This window comes from Pseudovibrio sp. SCP20, from assembly GCF_057774105.1.
The window spans coordinates 440,406-458,000 of sequence record NZ_JBYMDH010000002.1; the positions used below are offsets into that span (position 1 = coordinate 440,406).

A 17,595-nucleotide genomic window follows, 5' to 3' on the forward strand; every position below is an offset into this window, starting at 1 on the left:
CCCTTAGCTTGTCGCATCCTGAAGCCGCACGCGCGGGTCCAAAATGGAATAGAGGATGTCAACAATCAGGTTGATGACGACGAAGAGCACCACGATGATCATCAGATAAGCCACGATGATTGGCCGATCGAGCTGCTGAATGGCATCGATGAGCAGCTTGCCCATGCCGGGCCACGCGAAGATGGTTTCTGTCACCACTGAGAAAGCGATGAGGGAACCAAACTCAAGGCCGAGGACGGTGACCACCGGGATCATGATGTTCTTGAACAGGTGCACCATGACAATACGGTTGGCGGACAGACCTTTTGCACGGGCGAACTTGATGAAGTCCATGTGCATGACTTCCCTCACCCCTGCCCGCGTCAGGCGGATGACCAGAGAGATCTTCAGGAGCGCGAGGTTTATTGCGGGAAGGACGATGTGTGAGAAGCCATCGGCTGTAAGGAACGACACCTGCAAACCGAGAACTGAGATAGTCTCTCCGCGTCCTGTGGCGGGCACCCAGTCGAGCATCACAGCGAAGAGCATGATCATCATGATACCGACCCAGAATGTAGGCAGCGAAAAGCCCAGAATTGAGCCGCTCATGATGAGGCGTGAAGAAATGGCGTTGGGGCGTAGGCCTGCGTAAAGGCCCAGCGGGATGCCGATGACAATCGCCATGAGGAGTGCCATGAAGGCGAGCTCCAGCGTGGCAGGCATACGTTCTATGATGAGTTTCAGGGCTGACTCACCAAAAACAAAGGAGGTGCCTAAGTCTCCCTTAAACGCGTTGCTGACAAAAACCATGTATTGCTGCCACACAGGCTTATCGAGGCCGAAGTCGCGGATAACGCGCTCAATCTCGGCTTGATCCGCATCCGGTGCGACCAGCATATCGATGGGATCACCCACCACATTCACGCCAAAGAACACAATGACGGACATAGCAATCATGACTATGCCACTTTGCATCAGGCGTCTGAGAATGAAGACAGACATGTCTCTAAATCTTTCGCAGGTAAAGCCAACCCATTGAAATTACAGGGGTGTCGATCTGGCTTCAGATAAGAAAAAGGCCGGCATGGAACCTACGCCGGCCTTTTGATTGCGTGCGATTACTCAGCGGATACGCCCCAGGACAGGGTGTATTCATCCGTGCGCGGCAGATACTGGAGGCCCTTGCGGGTCGCCCAAGTGTTCACCTGATAGTGCAGCGGAATGATCGCCTGATCGTTGATGGCAATCTCGGTTGCTTTGGCCAACAGATCCTGACGCTTTTCATCATCAACGGTTGCCAAAGCTTCCTCAATCATGGCGTCTACTTCAGCATTGGAATAGCGGCCACGGTTGGAAGAGCCGAAGCCCTTGTCCTTGTCGTAGGTATGGATGAGAGAGCGCAGCGGAGATGATGCTTCACCGGAGCCAGCGCCCCATCCTACGAGAACCATTGAGAATTCTGGCGTGTTGTTTGGACCGCCACGAGATGCGCGTTTGAAGTAAACAGAACGCGGCATGGTTTCTACATCGGTTTTGATGCCGACGCGGTTGAGCATCTGTGCGATGGCTTCCACGATCTTGGCATCGTTGATGTAGCGGTCATTCGGGCCATGAATGCGCAGCTCAAAGCCATCCCCAACACCTGCAGCGGCCAGAAGCTCCTTCGCACCCTTTGCATCGTACTCAACCGGCTTCAGGTTTTCGCTGACGCCAAAGAAGCCATCTGGCAGAAGCTGGCCTGCTTTGACAGCAACACCTTCCATCACACGCTCAACAATCAGATCACGGCTGATGGCCTTAGAGATCGCTTCGCGAACACGCTGATCTTTCAGCGGATTTTTGATGGCTCCGCCGCCCATGCCTTTTACGAATGGGCTGTCATCACGATCATGATCCAGATGCAGGTAGATGACGCGGTTGGATGGACCTTGCCACAAGGAGACCTTATCGTTGCCGCTCAGCACTTCAATGTCTGTTGTTGGGACACCGTTGATCAGGTCAACATCACCCGCCAGCAAAGCGGCCACGCGAGATGGGCCGGACTTGATTGGCTTGAAGGTTACCTTGTCCCACTTCGGCTTTGCGCCCCAGTAGTCAGCATTTGCTTCCAGCACAATGCGGTCGCCCGGCACATACTCAGCAAACTTATATGGGCCTGAACCGACTGTCGCTGTACCCGCGTTGTACATCTCGGTTGTTGCATCGGTTCCTGCTTCTACAGAGATGATGCTGACCGTAGAGATATCATTTGGAACAAGCGGATAAGGCTTTTCGGTCGTGATATGGATTGTGTAATCATCAATCTTTTTGACCGTTTTGCCTTTGGTGTATGTGGCGAAACTGGATGGTGAGTTTGGCACATTTGGTGCGCGCTCAAACGAGAACACCACATCATCCGCATTGAACGGATTGCCATCATGGAACACCACGCCTTCACGCAGTTTCAACTCCCATGTGGTGGCGTTAATTGGCTTCCAGCTGGTTGCCAAACCGGGCTGTAGCTGCTGTTTCTCGTTTTGGTGAATAAGGCGGTCAAACATATGATAGGCGATCATATTGTTCGGGCCCAGATTGTGGTAGTGCGGGTCAATCGCGCTTGGCTCTGAAGACAAGCCGATGGTCAGATCTTCAGCCGAAGCCACTCCACCCATAAGCAACATGGCACTTGCTGTTCCAGCGAGCCATTTCTGCAGCTTAATCATTGCTGCTCTCCCCTCGAAATTATCGTTCCCTCTGGCGATTAAAATTCATTCGCCCAGTAACAATGCCGCTGCTTCTTTATTGGATGTGTCTTCACCACAAGGGCAAATCACCGGTAGAGCTTCGCGGTTGACTTAAACCGTAGTATGTGTTTTCAACATTGTCATTCAAAAATTTATAATCAAAACGCATAGAACTATGTCCGATACCCCTACCCGTCCACGCTTGAGCCTTCGAGAGTTTGAAGTTTTACGCGCTGTTATCAGTGTTCGGAAAACAACTGCAGCCGCTGCCCGCCTTGGTATTTCGCAGCCAGCCGTAAGCCGTGCGATCAAGCATCTGGAAGAGCGACTGGGCAAAACACTGTTTAATCGTGACAGCGGACGACTGGTGCCGACCTCTGATGCGCTGGCGCTGAATGAGAAGCTTGAGCCGGTGTTTGAGATGCTGGCAGGGATTGAGAACGAGACCTTTGTTTCTCAACACAGCAGCAAGCCGCTGCGTCTTGCAGCTCCCCCGACAATCTCACATCGCTTCCTGCTTGGTGTGATTGCGGAGTTCATCAAGGCTTATCCGGGGCAGAAGGTAGAGCTGGAAATTGGGACATCCTCTGATGTGCGCAATCATGTGGCTGAAGGGCATGCAGACCTAGGGATTACGGATGGGCTTTCCAAGCATGCAGGACTAACGTTGGAGCCACTGCGATCAGCCATTGCGCATGCGGTTTTGCATCGCGACCATCCCCTTGCCAGCAAAGCGTTCATTGAGCCCGAAGATTTCGACGGACAGGATTTCGTCGCCCTCACCCGCCGGTTCCCGGTGCGCGCTATTTTGGAGCGCATGTTTGCGGAACGGGGAATTCGGCCTAATATTGTTGCCGAATCTTCTACCGCCGTCTCCGTGAGTGAGCTGGTGCATGCAGGTGTTGGTGTCAGCGTCCTCAACCCGTTTCCTGTGGCGCGAAACCATCCAGAAACGCTGGTTTTTCTACCGTTTAAGCCGCGTATTTCCTACCTCAACGCCTTCATATTGCCTGCAACGACACCCAGCACTCCAATCGCCAGAAAATTCATTGAGTTCACGCGCGCCTTCGAGATTGAGGACCCATATTCAACACCGGCCTAAATGCGTTTTGGGGCTGGTGTGACCTATACTTTTCAAGGACCATTGCCATGATTATTGAAAGTACAGCTTACCCTATCGAAATCGATTTTCCCGATATCCTGCCCTACAAAGTCGGTAATACCGGCGTGGACTGGATCACTACATTCGACTCCGGCGCCGCCGGGCCACATGTGATGATTTCTGCACTGGTGCATGGCAACGAGCCATGTGGCGCCGTTGCTCTAGACTGGCTGTTTAAGCAGGAAGTTCGCCCTGTGCGCGGCAAACTGAGCTTCGCTTTCATGAACGTGGCAGCCTATAACGCCTTTGACCGCAATAACCCAACCGCATCGCGCTATCTGGATCAGGATTTCAACCGCGTCTGGCAATCAGCCTCACTGGATGGCCCGGAGGTAACACGCGAACTGGAACGGGCGCGCGAGGTTCGCCCTGTTGTTGAGAGTGTTGATTATCTGCTGGATCTGCACAGCATGCAGCATAAAAACCCACCTTTGATGCTGGCGGGAGATCAGGAAAAAGGACGATCGCTCGCCAAACAAGTTGCTGATCCTGAATGGATTATTTGCGACTCCGGTCATGCAGAAGGCAAGCGGTTGCGTGATTATAACGGGTTCTCTGAGGCCTCCAGCCCAAAAGCTGCATTGCTGCTGGAAGCTGGACAACATTGGGAAGCAGCAGCAGGCCCTCGCGCGATTGCAGCAAGCATCCGTTTTCTGCGAGCAACAGAGTGCGTACCAACTGACTTTGGTGAGGCATTTTTAGAAGGACAGCCGCCATTGGTGCCGCAAAAAACCATAGAAATCGTCGCGCCTGTTACGGTTCAGAATGAAAACTTCCGCTTCAACGAAGATTACCGCGGAATGGAAGTCATCGCAAAGCAAGGCACGGTGCTTGCGATGGATGGAGACACACCTGTTGTAACACCACACGACAACTGCGTTCTGATTATGCCAAGCCGACGCCTACAAGTTGGGAAAACGGCGGTACGTTTGGGTAAGCTTTTGGATTAGAACAGGTTTGGACTGGGGCACCGCCCCAGCTTATTTGACTTAAGCGTTCAGTTCTGCAGTTTCTGAGCAAATGTTCTTCAAGCTTTTCCATTGCCATTCAGGCAGCACTGGGTCTTTCTTGGCATCCGGATTGACGGCCTGATTGAGCGTGTCGACACGCTCTTTCGTTGGCGGGTGGCTGGAGAGGAAACCTAAAGCTTCTGTCAGGGCATTGTCGTGTTCATGCTCTTTCGAGATTTTTTCCAGGAAGCTCGCCAATCCTGTCGGATCAACGCCTGCATTTTCCAGCATCTGAACCGCGAATAAGTCTGCCTCACGTTCCATATCTCTGGAGTAAGAACTGTCGAGCATCGCTTCACCCACACTGGCGACAATACTGCCGCCGGTGAAGTCTCCGATGAACATGGAGAAGACAATACCGGTTCCAGCCACGTTGATGAGCTGCTGCATGGAATGACGGTATTTGACGTGGCCTAGCTCGTGCGCCAGCACTGCAGCAAGTTCGTCTGGACTATCAACCACTTCAAGCGTCTTGGAGAGGATGGTGATCCGGCCTCCGGGCAGCGCGAAGGCGTTGGGTATCTTGCTCTCAACAACAGTCATTACCGGATCAAATGGCAGGTCCATGCCGTTTGTGAGACGCTTTGCCATTTGCTCCAGCGCGGCTTGTCCTGAGGAAGCTTTACAGATCTTCTCTTCACTGAACGCGGGGATCAGTGTCTCTTCCACGTTCTTGCCGAGCTTTTCTTCCCAGGATTTGGGGACGTTATGGACGGCGTACTTGGAGAAGGCAGGCAAGAAGTAGATCAACGCCACCGCAATCAAAGCTATAGAGGCCAGACTGCCGAAGACTATTTTCTTGGTGTTCTCTCGCTTTGGAAGACCTGCCACCAGGCGGATTTTGCGCTCAACGGTTTTAGCGAGTTCGTCTTCAGTGATCTTGATGTAAGCGGTGCTACGGGGAGAGTTTTGCTCTACCAGCATAACCTTTGGAGAGGTCCAGTCGCAGAGCAGTTTCGCTGCAGACCAGCGCACGTACTCCTGATCACCAGCTAAATCTGTGAGGACCATTTCATCATAGTCGAACCAGATCTGGCAACTGCGGACAGCTGCGGATGTACCGTCGAAAAACTCTGCAGTTCCAAGCAATTGCTTCATGGTCAAACCACTTCAAACCCAGCATCGAGCGTATCAGCGAGCCCCATACCAACTGCGTTCTCCAGATCACCAGAGGCGATGGCATCTTTAACGCTGTGGGCATTAAACACAACAATGCTGCTCATCTTCCACTCAAACATCATGACCTGCAACACCATCATGTTCGCGAAGAGGAGAACACCGTAGTAGAGAGCAAAAACTGGCAGGAACGTGATGCTAAACATGGAGCTCTGGATGTTTTCCAGCCCTTGTCCTGCATTCATTGTCGCAAAGCCGATTGCCAGTGCGCTTGCTATTGCACCAACAATTGAGACACCCACACCGACGATCACACCGTGGATGATGTAAGCGCCGTAAAACTTGGAAGCGCCAATGTTACTCTCAAAACTGGAATCGCCGATCTTTGTTGAACGGACCTGAAGTCGGAAGATATCTGCCGCAATGTATGGCCACGTGAAAAATGTCAGAAACGGCGCGACGAGGGCAGCTATAATGACGGAAGGACCAACGAGCGCGATCGGAATGAACAGGATAAATGCGATCGCATACGCGGGCAGCAGAGCGGTGAAGTATTCCTTTGGTGTTGCCGTGTAGCTAAAGCGTTGATTTCCAAAGTAACTTACTTCAGTGAGCATACGATCCAGCTTCGCCATCCGCCATGGCAGAGCAATACCCAGAGTAATGACAGAAAGGATCGTCCAGAACAGCCAGGCACCCACGTAGCGCCATGCGGAGCCTTGCATGTGGAAGCGGATGCCGCGCCAGCTGGTGCGGGTCAGAAGATATCTGCGGCGACGGAAGAGGGCGTATGGCGTGAGAAGGAAGCCAACGACGAACATGATGGCGAAACCAACAAGCGTAGCGATTGGACCCATGAATTGCAGGCCAAAGCCGAGTGCATAGAACGGAATCAGGATCGCCAATGCAATCAGGAAGCCGATAAACAGTTCTTTCCCTGTGCCATGGTAGCGAAGATGGTCACCTTCCACATGGGTTGCCGACCACAAAGAGCGACGCAGGCCTGTCATGGCCCAGAAACGGTAGATGCCCAAGGTGACGACCGTCAGAGCCACCCATTTGATGACACGGCCAAAGAATGAGCCCCCAGAGAAAAGGACATAACTGCGCTTGGTTTCAGGCGGAGTTGCTGCTGCAATATCAATTGTCATCACGCGATCCAAAATGAATTAAGAAAAACGTCTTTCTCTGTAGTTCCACTCGTCAAATTATGCAAACACGTGAAAGTTGAGTGAGCGGCATTTTTCTAATTGGGCACAAGGCCTGAAATACATGAGAAATTTTGATCTAACAAAACAGGCGCACCTTTGTGGGTGCGCCTGTTTGGAATCGATGATTTGGGTTTGTTTAGACGAAGCAGTCCATGATTTCTTGTTCGCGGATGATGCCGACGGGGCGGTCGCCGCGGAAGACTGCGATTGGGCCAGCGTGTTTGCGCTTCATTTCAATCACATCACGGATCATCTGTTTGGCAGTGCACCTCGGCATATCGTCAACGCTTACGATGATGTCTGCGCTTGCATCTGACAAATTGGTCATGATGTCTTCTGCGTGCAGAACGTTGAGCGGGTTCATGTGCGCTACAAATGACTCAACGTACTCATCAACCGGGTTCTTTACGATCTCCTGCGGCGTGCCGATCTGCACCACATGACCGCCTTCCATGATGGCGATGCGATTGCCGATTTTGGCGGCTTCGTCGAGGTCGTGGCTCACGAACACGATGGTTCTGTGCAGCTTTTCCTGGAGGTCCAGCAGCTCATCCTGCAAGTGACTGCGGATGAGGGGATCCAGTGCGGAGAATGGTTCGTCCATCAGCAGGATTGGCGCATCGGTGGCAAAGGCTCGGGCCAGACCAACACGCTGCTGCATACCGCCGGAAAGCTCATGCACGTATTTGTCGCCCCAACCGCCAAGACCGACGAGCTCCAACTGCTCTTCAACGCGTTCGAGACGTTGAGATTTCGGGATACCGGAGAGCTCCAGACCAAAGCCAACGTTGTCGCGCACGGTGCGCCATGGCAACAAGCCGAACTGCTGGAACACCATAGCAACGCGCTCGCGGCGCAGTTTGCGCAGACGTGCAGCAGAGCAGGTGGTTGGGTTGACCTGTTCGCCATCATCCGCCACCAAAATTTCACCGCGGCAAACCTTATTGAGGCCATTGATAGCGCGGAGCAGGGTGGATTTGCCGGAACCGGACAGGCCCATCAGAACGAGCAGTTCGCCCTGCTGGATATCAAAGGTCGCGTTGGCAACACCCACCAACTGGCCAGTTTCTTCCTGAATTTCTGCACGGGTTTTGCCAGCGTCAATCAGGGGCAGGGCCGCGTCTGGTTTGTCACCGAAGACGATGGACAGGTTTTTGAAGGAAACAACAGGATTGGTCATTACTTGCCGCCCTTATCTTCTGAGCTTTTGAAGAAGCGGTCCAGCACGATAGCGACCAGAACGATTGCAATGCCGACTTCAAACCCTTTTGCGATGTTCACTGTATTCAGTGCGCGCAGTGTTGGTACGCCGAGGCCATCCGCGCCAACAAGAGCTGCGATCACGACCATGGACAAGGACAACATGATGGTTTGTGTCAGGCCTGCCATGATGTTTGGCAGGGCGTATGGCAGTTCAATCTTGAAGAGCTTTTGCCAGTAGGTGGCACCAAAGGCTTCACCGGCTTCCAGCAGGTGCTTTGGAGTGGAAGCAACGCCGATCTGGGTCAGGCGGATTGACGCTGGCAAAGCGAAAACGACTGTTGAGATCAGACCCGGGACCACACCCAGACCAAACAAGATGAGGGCAGGGATCAGGTACACGAATGTCGGGATTGTCTGCATCAAGTCCAGCACAGGACGCACCCAGGAGAAGAATTTTGGGTGGTGTGCGGAGTAAACGCCGACAGGAATGCCGATCAACATACAAATGAATGTGGAGCTGAGGATCAGCGCCAGCGTTTCTGTGGTTTCATCCCAGTAGCCCTGATTGATGATGAGCAGCAGGCTCAGAGCAACAAACACGGAGAACATGACAGACCTTCTGACCACAAAGGCCAGACCGGTGGCAATAACGACAATGCCGAGCGGGTGAGGGGCTTGTAAAAGCCATAGTACACTGTCGATCAGCCATTCGATTGCAACGGAAATTGCATCGAAAAAGCCACTTGCGTTGTCAGTGAGCCAGTCAACGTACCACTTGGCCCATTTGCCAATGGGTAGTTTATGCTCTGTTAGCCACTCCACGGGAAACCTCAGATTTTGTTATTGTATATCAACGCGTTAACGTAATTCAAATCAATCGGGCGAGATGCAAAAAGCTTGATACCGACACACAGCTTGCCCCAGTTGCGCATTGACTATTCCGGTTGTCGGAAGGCTCCGGAAAAACGCGCTAAGAGGCGGAGTGCGAGTTTATCGCATCCGCCTCTCAAATTATGCTCGGTAATGACGCTTAGAGGCCGAACGCAGCCTTTGCAGCAGCCAAGCCGTCTTTACCGTCGAAGGTGGTTACGCCATTCAGCCATTTATCAAGAGACTCTGGGTTCTTCTTGATCCATGCCTTTGCAGCATCAGTTGGCTCTTCACCGTCGTTCAGGATCGCATTCATGATCTCATTTTCCATCTCAAGAGAGAAGGTGAGGTTCTGAAGGAACTTGCCCATGTTCGCGCACTCTGCAGAGTAGCCAGCGCGGGTGTTGGTGAGAACGTCTGCACCACCGAAGTTTGGACCGAAGAACTCATCACCACCGGTGAGGTACTTCAGTTCAAAGTTGGAGTTCATTGGGTGCGGAGCCCAACCTAGGAAGACGATGTCCTGATCCTTACGGGTCTTACGAGCGACCTGAGACAGCATGCCAGCTTCAGATGATTCGACGAGTTCGAATCCCTTCAGGCCGAATGCGTTTTTCTCGATCATATCAAGGATAAGACGGTTGCCGTCGTTGCCTGCTTCGATGCCGTAAATCTCGCCATCAAGGTCACCAGAGAATTTTGCGATGTCAGCAAAGTCCTTCAGACCCTTGTCGTAGGTATACTTAGGAACAGCCAAAGTATACTTGGCGCCAGTCAGGTTGGTTTGAACAGTATCAACGGTGCCAGCTTCACGATATTTCGCGATATCAGCTTCCATTGTTGGCATCCAGTTGCCAAGGAATACATCGATATCATTGTTTGCGAGAGACGCGTAAGTTACTGGCACGGAAAGTACTTTTACGTCTGTTTCGTAACCGATTGCATCCAGAACAGAAGTTGCTGTTGCGGTGGTTGCGGTGATGTCTGTCCAGCCCACGTCGGAGAAGCGTACGGTTTTACAGGCTTCCGCTTCTGCGGCGAGAGCTGACCCAGTGATCAGTAATAGTACTGAAGCAGAAGTAGAAAGTTTCTTTACCAGGCTACTAGCAACACTCATGTAAATCTCCCCAATTTCGGTATTTATTTAATAGAGCCGTAGAATTGTGTAGAAAACATGTCCCAAACACTCTTCAGCCGATAATTAAATTTTCAAATTCCTTCGTTCACCTAAGCTAATAAAGACCCGATGGACTAAAGGCAACCTCTCCACCAGATATTAATTACGATAAATCGGAGTGCAATACTTTTCAAAAGCTCCAAAATGTTCTAAGAACTATTTTTATTGATTGAACGTTCAATAAAAATAATCTTGGAGTGAGTGCGGCGCGCATGCCTAAAGTCGGAATGGAAGAGGAACGCAAAACCTCGATCATCATGGGGACGATCAAAGCGATCCATGAGAAGGGGTATGCTGCGACCACAATGGCGGATATCGCCAAGAATGCTGGTGTCTCAACAGGACTGCCGCATCACTATTTCGGCTCGAAAGCAGCTGTGTTCAACGCGACCATGAGCTTCCTGCTGAAGGATCTGAGCAAGCAATCACGAAGCCGCCTGCTGAAAGCCAAGACACCTGTGGAGCGGATCGATGCGATCATCCATACCAACTTCAGCGATGAGCAGTTTCAGCCTTCAGTCATCTCGGCCTGGTTTGCGTTTTACGTGGTGGCGCGCACCGAGCCTGCAACGCGTCGCTTGCTGCAAGTTTATCATCGGCGGCTGATTTCGAACCTCACCGCCGAGTACCATCGCGTTACGGATCGTCAGACGGCAATTACTGCGGCTGAGGGCACTGCTGCGATGATTGACGGGCTTTGGCTGCAATGCGTGTTGACGACTAGCCGACCTGACGGTTCACCAGCAACGATGCTGGTTCAGGACTACGTGAAGAAATGTTTCGACAGCTTTGAAACGACAGATACCCCACAATAAAAACTGGAATACGGCTTAAAGCCCAAGAGAATACAATGACTGCAGATTTCATTATTGTAGGCGCTGGCTCTGCTGGTTGCGCCCTGGCAAACCGTCTTTCTGATAATCCCCAAAACAAGGTGGTTTTGCTGGAGTTTGGCGGCACGGACATCGGTCCGTTCATCCAGATGCCTGCTGCTTTGTCCTATCCGATGAACATGTCCCGTTACGACTGGGGCTATGAGAGTGCGCCTGAGCCGCATCTGGACGGACGCCGGCTTGCGCTGCCACGTGGCAAGGTGATTGGCGGCTCTTCCTCCATCAACGGCATGGTGTATGTGCGCGGCAATGCCTGCGACTTTGATACCTGGGAAGAGATGGGCGCGAAAGGATGGGGCTATCAAGATGTCCTGCCTTACTTCGAACGCCTTGAAAATGCGACCTCTGGAGATGAAGGCTGGCGTGGCCGGTCTGGTCCGTTGCACGTTTCTCGCGGATCGCTGTGGAGCCCGCTTTACGAAGCCTTTGTGAAGGCTGGTGAAGAAGCTGGTTATGCGCGTACTGAGGACTACAACGGTTATCGCCAGGAAGGCTTTGGCGAGATGGAAATGACGGTGCATGATGGCCGTCGCTGGTCCGCTTCCAACGCCTATCTCTGGCCGATCAAAGGGCGTGAAAACCTTGAGATCATCTCCGGCGCACATGTGAACCGTGTCCTTATGGAAGGTAAGCGTGCTGTTGGTGTTGAGTACATGCGTGGTGGACAGCTGCATCAGCTGAAATGCACCCGCGAAGTGATTGTTTCTGCCTCTTCCATCAACTCTCCGAAGTTGCTGATGCATTCCGGCATTGGTGATGCGGTGGCTCTCTCTGCGCTGGGTATTGATGCGGTTGCTGACCGCAAGGGTGTTGGCGCGAACTTGCAGGACCATCTGGAGCTTTACATCCAGCAGGCCTGTACGCAGCCGATCACGCTTTACAAGCACTGGAACCTGCTCTCCAAAGGAGTCATCGGTGCACAGTGGCAGCTGATCAAGTCTGGTCTGGGCACTTCAAACCACTTTGAAACCTGCGGCTTTATTCGCTCCAAGGCGGGTGTGAAGTATCCTGACATTCAGTTCCACTTCCTCCCGTTTGCCGTTCGCTATGACGGACAGGCAGCTGCTGAAGGGCATGGCTATCAGGTTCATGTTGGCCCAATGCGCTCCAAGTCTCGCGGTGCAGTGACTTTGCAGTCTGCTGATCCGATGGAAAAGCCAAACGTGCTGTTCAACTACATGAGCCACGAAGAGGATTGGGAAGACTTCCGCGCTTGTATCCGCCTGACCCGTGAGCTCTTTGCGCAGCATGCGTTTGATCCGTTCCGCGGCAAAGAAATTCAGCCGGGCAGCGACGTTGAAACAGACGAACAGCTGAACGGGTTCATCAAGGAACACGTTGAAAGCGCGTTCCATCCGTGCGGCACCTGTAAAATGGGTGACGCAAATGACGAAACCGCTGTGGTTGACAGCGAATGTCGTGTGATTGGCGTTGACGGTTTGCGCGTTGCGGATAGCTCCATCTTCCCGCAGATTACGAACGGAAACCTCAACGCGCCTTCCATCATGGTTGGTGAGAAGGCAGCTGACCATATTCTTGGAAAAGGTATGCTTCCTGCCAGTGACAAGCAGGCGTGGGTACACCCGAACTGGCAGAACGAACAACGTTAAGTGTTGGATTAAGAAATGACGAAAACAGATACTCTGACAAATGCATCCCTGCGTGCGCAGCCTAGTGGGTCTCACTTCATCGGCGGCACTTACGTTGAAGATACGATGGGTGAAGAGATCCTGAGCCTTTACCCGGCAACGCAGGAGGTGATTGCGCGCGTTCATTCCGCAACACCGGCGATCATCACCAAAGCGGTCGCTTCTGCCCGCACCGGTTTTGCTATCTGGCGCTCTATGGCTCCAGCTGAGCGCTCCCGTGTTCTGCGCAAGGCTGCGGATTTGATGCGCGAGCGGAACCGCGAGCTTTCCGAGCTGGAAACCCTTGATACCGGCAAGCCACTGCAAGAAACACTGGTGGCCGACGCTGCTTCTGGTGCTGAAGCTCTGGAATACTTTGCGAGCGTTGCTGCGACTTCCAACGGCGAGCACATTGATCTAGGCGGTTCCTATGCGCTGACAAAGCGCGAGCCACTGGGCATCTGCCTTGGCATTGGCGCGTGGAACTATCCAATCCAGATTGCAGCATGGAAAGCAGCACCTGCTTTGGCTGCTGGTAACGCGATGATCTTCAAGCCATCTGAAGTGACCTGCCTATCTGCGTTGAAGCTTGCTGAGATCTTCCGTGAAGCTGGTTTGCCAGATGGTGTGTTTAACGTGGTGCAGGCGGACCGCGACGCAGCGGCTGCTCTCGTGGCGCATCCTGAAATCGCAAAGGTTTCCCTGACCGGTTCCGTGCCAACAGGTATGAAGGTTGCTGAAAAAGCAGCTTCTCAGCTGAAGCATATGAGCCTTGAACTTGGCGGCAAATCTCCGATCGTGATTTTTGAAGATAGCGACATCGACAATGCAGTTGCTGCGGCGATGAATGCTAACTTCTACTCCACCGGCCAGATCTGCTCCAACGGCACACGCGTGTTCGTGCATTCTTCCATCAAGGAAGAGTTCCTGAAGCGCCTGAAAGAGCGTACTGAGAAGATCCTGATCGGTGATCCGCTCAACGAAGACACGCAGCTTGGTCCGCTTGTTTCCAAAGCTCAGCTGGAAAAAGTGATGGATTATATCGCTATCGGCCAGAGCGAAGGTGCTGTGCTGTACGCTGGTGGTGGCCGTCCGCAGGTGGATGGTCTGGGCCGCGGCCTGTTTGTGGAGCCAACCATCTTCACCGAAGTCAAAGACGACATGCGCATTGCGTGTGAAGAGATCTTTGGCCCTGTGATGTGCGTGCTGGACTTTGACGACGAAGCTGATGTGATCCGCCGCGCTAACAATACCGAGTTTGGTCTGGCTGCCGCTGTGTTCACCAAGGACATTCAGCGTGCTTACCGTGTGATTGATCAGTTGGAAGCAGGTACTTGCTGGATCAACAACTACAATCTGACCCCGGTTGAGATGCCATTTGGTGGCTTCAAGCATTCCGGTATTGGTCGTGAGAACGGTCAGTGGGCGCTGGATCAATACTCTCAGGTCAAGAGCATCTATGTTGAGATGGGTGATGTTGAGGCTGGCTGGTAAGCAGCCTCAACATTTGCGCAATAAAGAAGGAATAGGGGAGCTTCCCCCTATTCTCTCATGGCGTGGGCGATCTGATCGACCATTGGCTTCATGATGTACGAGATCACCGTACGGTTCTCTGTCTGAATGAATGCCTCAACCGGCATACCTGGCACCAGGTTCTTGCCGCCCAACTTATCCATTTCATCCTCAGAGATGGTCAGCTCGGCCATATAGAAGCTGAGACCGGTTTTCGGATCTTCCAGCAAGTCAGGTGAGATGGTTTTCACAGCTGCCGTCAGCTCCGGCGTTGTGCGCTGGTCAAAGCTTGGCAGGCGGACAGTTGCCTCCTGATTTGGAGTTAGCTGGTCCACATCAATCGGCTGCACCTGCGCTTCAATCACGAGCACATCTTCTCGTGGCACGATTTGCATCACCACTTCACCGGGGGCGATAACACCACCGATGGTGTGAATGGTGAGGTCGTGCACTGTGCCAGATTGCGGAGACTTGATTTCCATGCGCATCAGCTGGTCCTGAGCTGCGATCTTTTTCTCTTCAAGCTGAGCGATTTCCGCCCGCACCTGCTGAAGCTGTTCCAACGTCTTGGTCATGACGTCTTCTTCGATCTGCATGATCTGGATGTTGCGTTCTGCGATGGCTTCTTCGGTCTTTGCAATCTGAGCAATGAAGTCGCCGTATTCACCCTGAAGCTTGGTTTTCTCACGCTTCAGAGCTGTCACACGAGACTCGGTGACTAGTTTCTTGGCGAGCAGTTTGTGCAAGTCTTCCAACTCACCATCGATCAAGCCAATTTCGATTTCCTTGGCATCTCGCTGCTGAGACAGGCCATCAATCTGCTTTTTGTACTGCTCAATCTGCGCCCGCATCTGGTCCTGACGGCCACGCAGGTTCTTGGTCTTTGCGACCATCATGCGGCGCTGACCTTCCTGGATGGTGTTCAGAACCTGTGAATGCGCATCGTCAGCAGCCCGTGACGGGAACAGGATTTCCTCTTCGCCGTCCCGCTCTGCAATCAAGCGAGCTTCCTGAGAGTAGAGGTTATCCAGCTGTTTGGTGACGACAGCAAGGTTTGCTCTGGTGACCGTATCATCAAGACGAAGCAGAGTGTCGCCAGCATCTACGGTGTCACCGTCCGTCACCATGATGGAGCGAACAATGCCGCCTTCCATGTGCTGAACGTTCTTGGTGTTGGTTTCAACAACGATGGTGCCGGGAGCGATGATCGCACCACGGATTTCCATCAGGCCTCCCCAGAGGCCGACGCCTCCAACGAGGATGACGACCAGAAGACCAGCGCAGATCAGGTGGAACCGGATGCTGCCTTTCAGCTGTTTGTCGCTTTCAGAATGGTTATGCATCACGCTGCTCCCTGTTTCTGCGGAGCCTTAGCTGGTTGCTTCGGTTTCACCTGCGGGGTCTGTACCGGAGTGACGAGTTGTTTCATCACCTCATCGCGCGGCCCAAACGCAGCCTGACGGCCTTCGTTGAGCACGAGTACCTTATCGACGGCTGCAATTGCGCTTGGGCGGTGAGCGATCACGATGACGATCTTGCCGCGACCGCGCATGAGCTTGATCGCATGGGTTAGGCACGCTTCACCTTCGGAATCGAGGTTAGAGTTTGGCTCATCCAGCACGATCAAGAATGGCTCGCCGTACATGGCACGAGCAAGGGCGATACGCTGGCGTTGTCCGCCGGAGAGGGCATAGCCGCCGGTGCCGATGACGGTGTTGTAGCCATCAGGCAGGCCGGTGATGAACTCGTGCACGCTGGCGATTTTCGCTGCTTCGATAACATCATCCGGGTTCGCATCTTCCTTGAAGCGGGAGATGTTTTCCGCAACCGTTCCATCAAACAACTGAATATCCTGAGGTAGGAAGCCGATGAACTGGCCGATACGGTCGGACGACCATTGGTCCAGCTCAGAACCGTCAAAGCGAATGGAGCCGGTGAGGGCGTTGGTGATGCCAACGATTGAGCGGGACAGGGTGGATTTGCCAGAACCGGATTTACCGATCACACCCAGACCTTCACCTGCTGCAAGGCTGAATGAGATGCCTTGCACGATTGGTTGACGGATACCAACAGGACCGCATGCTACGCCATCCAGATCGATCTTCTGGTGAGGGAGGGGCAGTTCCATCACGTTGTTGGCGTCAGTCTTGTTTTCAATCACACGGCGCAGACGCGCCAGACCCTGACGGGCTGCGAGGAAGCCTTTCCATTGGGAAACGGCCTGCTCCACCGGAGCCAGCGCACGGGATGACATGATTGAAGAGGCAATCATCACACCGGAGGTGACTTCCTGCTGAATTACCAGCCAGGCACCCATGCCGAGCATGGCGGACTGGAGCACGAAGCGGAAGGTTTTAACTGCCGTTGCAAAGAAAGCTGCTCTATCGCCTGCTTTGCGCTGCTTGATCAGATAGGCATCATTTCCCTGATGCCATCTGTTCTTCATGGTTTCCATCATGCCCATGGCCTGAATGACTTCGGCGTTGGCACGGCTGGCTTCCACGATTGCGGAGCGGCGGTTGGTTTCAGCAGCGGCTTCACTGGATGGCCGGCGGGAGGAGAACTCGTTCAGTCCTACCAGCGCGCAGATCACCAGCGCACCACCGATTGCCATCATGCCCAGATATGGGTGGAACAGATACACGATCGCGAAGTAGAGCGGCATCCAGGGCAAATCGAAGATGGCAGAAGGACCGGGGCCGGAGAGGAAGCTGCGCACCTGATCCAGATCCTGAACCGGGCGCATCTTGGAGCCTTTCGGACCAAGGATAAGTGGCAAGCTCGTTGAGATTTCGTAGGAGACGCCAGAGAGCTGAGCGTCAACACGCTGTCCGAGGCGTGAAAGAACACGACTGCGGAGCGTTTCCAAAATGCCATAGAAAAGAAAGAGGACGCCTACAAGTGTTGCCAGAACGAGCAGTGTTGGCACTGATCCACTTGCGAGGACGCGGTCATAGACCTGCAGCATAAAAAGGGGGCCAGTCAGCATCAAAATATTCAACAGCATGCTGACGCCGCCGATTCCAAGCAGTGCGGACCTTAGAGATCTGAATGCATGGGTGATTACAGATTCTTTTTGTCGTTGGCTGCCGGGCATAAGCTTTCTCCCAA

General features: G+C 53.1%; 14 protein-coding genes. 5 read left to right on the plus strand and 9 right to left on the minus strand.

The genetic code is table 11. The features are described from left to right. Positions 1-3: 3 nt before the first annotated feature. Entirely contained in the window at positions 4-981 is a 978-nt protein-coding gene (locus tag AC3CB2_RS10530; RefSeq protein ID WP_014283365.1) for an ABC transporter permease, read from the minus strand. Positions 982-1,097: 116 nt separating this feature from the next. After that, on the minus strand, positions 1,098-2,681 hold the full coding sequence (locus tag AC3CB2_RS10535) for an ABC transporter substrate-binding protein (protein WP_352932371.1): 1,584 nt from the start codon (positions 2,679-2,681) through the stop codon (positions 1,098-1,100). A 196-nt stretch (positions 2,682-2,877) separates the two neighbouring features. On the opposite strand from AC3CB2_RS10535, the gene AC3CB2_RS10540 reads away from it, so the two are divergent. Then, a complete protein-coding gene (locus AC3CB2_RS10540; protein WP_008550144.1) occupies positions 2,878-3,804 on the plus strand; it encodes a LysR family transcriptional regulator in 927 nt (308 codons plus the stop codon). Between the two features lie 47 nt (positions 3,805-3,851). Then, a complete protein-coding gene (locus AC3CB2_RS10545) occupies positions 3,852-4,814 on the plus strand; it encodes a M14 family metallopeptidase (RefSeq protein WP_352932369.1) in 963 nt (320 codons plus the stop codon). A gap of 39 nt (positions 4,815-4,853) precedes the next feature. Here AC3CB2_RS10545 and AC3CB2_RS10550 read toward each other — a convergent pair whose 3' ends face one another. The 5 genes from AC3CB2_RS10550 to AC3CB2_RS10570 all read right to left on the minus strand — a co-directional run bounded on the left by AC3CB2_RS10550 (position 4,854) and on the right by AC3CB2_RS10570 (position 10,391). Next, entirely contained in the window at positions 4,854-5,972 is a 1,119-nt protein-coding gene (locus tag AC3CB2_RS10550) for a M48 family metallopeptidase (protein ID WP_352932367.1), read from the minus strand. 2 nt (positions 5,973-5,974) lie between these two features. Further along, positions 5,975-7,141: a DUF898 family protein gene (locus AC3CB2_RS10555; protein WP_352932365.1), complete on the minus strand. Its 1,167-nt coding sequence runs from the start codon at positions 7,139-7,141 to the stop codon at positions 5,975-5,977. Positions 7,142-7,337: 196 nt separating this feature from the next. Next, on the minus strand, positions 7,338-8,381 hold the full coding sequence (choV, locus tag AC3CB2_RS10560; RefSeq protein WP_008550615.1) for a choline ABC transporter ATP-binding protein: 1,044 nt from the start codon (positions 8,379-8,381) through the stop codon (positions 7,338-7,340). Next, positions 8,381-9,226 carry a choline ABC transporter permease subunit gene (gene choW, locus AC3CB2_RS10565; protein WP_008550561.1) on the minus strand — a complete coding sequence of 282 codons (846 nt, stop codon included), beginning with the start codon at positions 9,224-9,226 and terminating at the stop codon, positions 8,381-8,383. Before choW ends, choV begins: the two co-directional genes overlap by 1 nt. A gap of 208 nt (positions 9,227-9,434) precedes the next feature. Beyond that, positions 9,435-10,391 (minus strand): choline ABC transporter substrate-binding protein, encoded by a 957-nt coding sequence (locus tag AC3CB2_RS10570; protein WP_041767832.1) that lies wholly within the window; start codon positions 10,389-10,391, stop codon positions 9,435-9,437. A gap of 272 nt (positions 10,392-10,663) precedes the next feature. Here AC3CB2_RS10570 and betI point away from each other — a divergent pair, with 272 nt between their 5' ends. From betI to betB, 3 genes are read left to right on the plus strand one after another with little or no spacing between them, the layout of a single operon-like run. Beyond that, positions 10,664-11,266, plus strand: coding sequence for a transcriptional regulator BetI (gene betI / locus AC3CB2_RS10575; protein WP_352932361.1), 603 nt, complete (start codon positions 10,664-10,666; stop codon positions 11,264-11,266). Positions 11,267-11,301: 35 nt separating this feature from the next. Further along, positions 11,302-12,954 carry a choline dehydrogenase gene (gene betA / locus AC3CB2_RS10580; protein WP_352932359.1) on the plus strand — a complete coding sequence of 551 codons (1,653 nt, stop codon included), beginning with the start codon at positions 11,302-11,304 and terminating at the stop codon, positions 12,952-12,954. Between the two features lie 48 nt (positions 12,955-13,002). Further along, a complete protein-coding gene (gene betB / locus AC3CB2_RS10585; protein ID WP_208982363.1) occupies positions 13,003-14,466 on the plus strand; it encodes a betaine-aldehyde dehydrogenase in 1,464 nt (487 codons plus the stop codon). Between the two features lie 47 nt (positions 14,467-14,513). On the opposite strand, the gene AC3CB2_RS10590 is transcribed toward betB, so the two are convergent. Both AC3CB2_RS10590 and AC3CB2_RS10595 read right to left on the minus strand, forming a co-directional pair. Continuing rightward, positions 14,514-15,827, minus strand: coding sequence for an HlyD family type I secretion periplasmic adaptor subunit (locus tag AC3CB2_RS10590; RefSeq protein ID WP_008550662.1), 1,314 nt, complete (start codon positions 15,825-15,827; stop codon positions 14,514-14,516). Continuing rightward, positions 15,827-17,581 (minus strand): type I secretion system permease/ATPase, encoded by a 1,755-nt coding sequence (locus tag AC3CB2_RS10595; protein WP_008550481.1) that lies wholly within the window; start codon positions 17,579-17,581, stop codon positions 15,827-15,829. The genes AC3CB2_RS10590 and AC3CB2_RS10595 overlap by 1 nt, the downstream gene beginning before the upstream one ends. Positions 17,582-17,595 lie beyond the last annotated feature (14 nt).

Coding starts and splice junctions, on each gene's coding strand:
- AC3CB2_RS10530 (WP_014283365.1), bottom strand. CDS start 981: ATGTCTGTCTTCATTCTCAGACGCCTGATGCAAAGTGGCATAGTCATG.
- AC3CB2_RS10535 (WP_352932371.1), bottom strand. CDS start 2,681: ATGATTAAGCTGCAGAAATGGCTCGCTGGAACAGCAAGTGCCATGTTG.
- AC3CB2_RS10540 (WP_008550144.1), top strand. CDS start 2,878: ATGTCCGATACCCCTACCCGTCCACGCTTGAGCCTTCGAGAGTTTGAA.
- AC3CB2_RS10545 (WP_352932369.1), top strand. CDS start 3,852: ATGATTATTGAAAGTACAGCTTACCCTATCGAAATCGATTTTCCCGAT.
- AC3CB2_RS10550 (WP_352932367.1), bottom strand. CDS start 5,972: ATGAAGCAATTGCTTGGAACTGCAGAGTTTTTCGACGGTACATCCGCA.
- AC3CB2_RS10555 (WP_352932365.1), bottom strand. CDS start 7,141: ATGACAATTGATATTGCAGCAGCAACTCCGCCTGAAACCAAGCGCAGT.
- choV (WP_008550615.1), bottom strand. CDS start 8,381: ATGACCAATCCTGTTGTTTCCTTCAAAAACCTGTCCATCGTCTTCGGT.
- AC3CB2_RS10570 (WP_041767832.1), bottom strand. CDS start 10,391: ATGAGTGTTGCTAGTAGCCTGGTAAAGAAACTTTCTACTTCTGCTTCA.
- betI (WP_352932361.1), top strand. CDS start 10,664: ATGCCTAAAGTCGGAATGGAAGAGGAACGCAAAACCTCGATCATCATG.
- betA (WP_352932359.1), top strand. CDS start 11,302: ATGACTGCAGATTTCATTATTGTAGGCGCTGGCTCTGCTGGTTGCGCC.
- AC3CB2_RS10590 (WP_008550662.1), bottom strand. CDS start 15,827: ATGCATAACCATTCTGAAAGCGACAAACAGCTGAAAGGCAGCATCCGG.
- AC3CB2_RS10595 (WP_008550481.1), bottom strand. CDS start 17,581: ATGCCCGGCAGCCAACGACAAAAAGAATCTGTAATCACCCATGCATTC.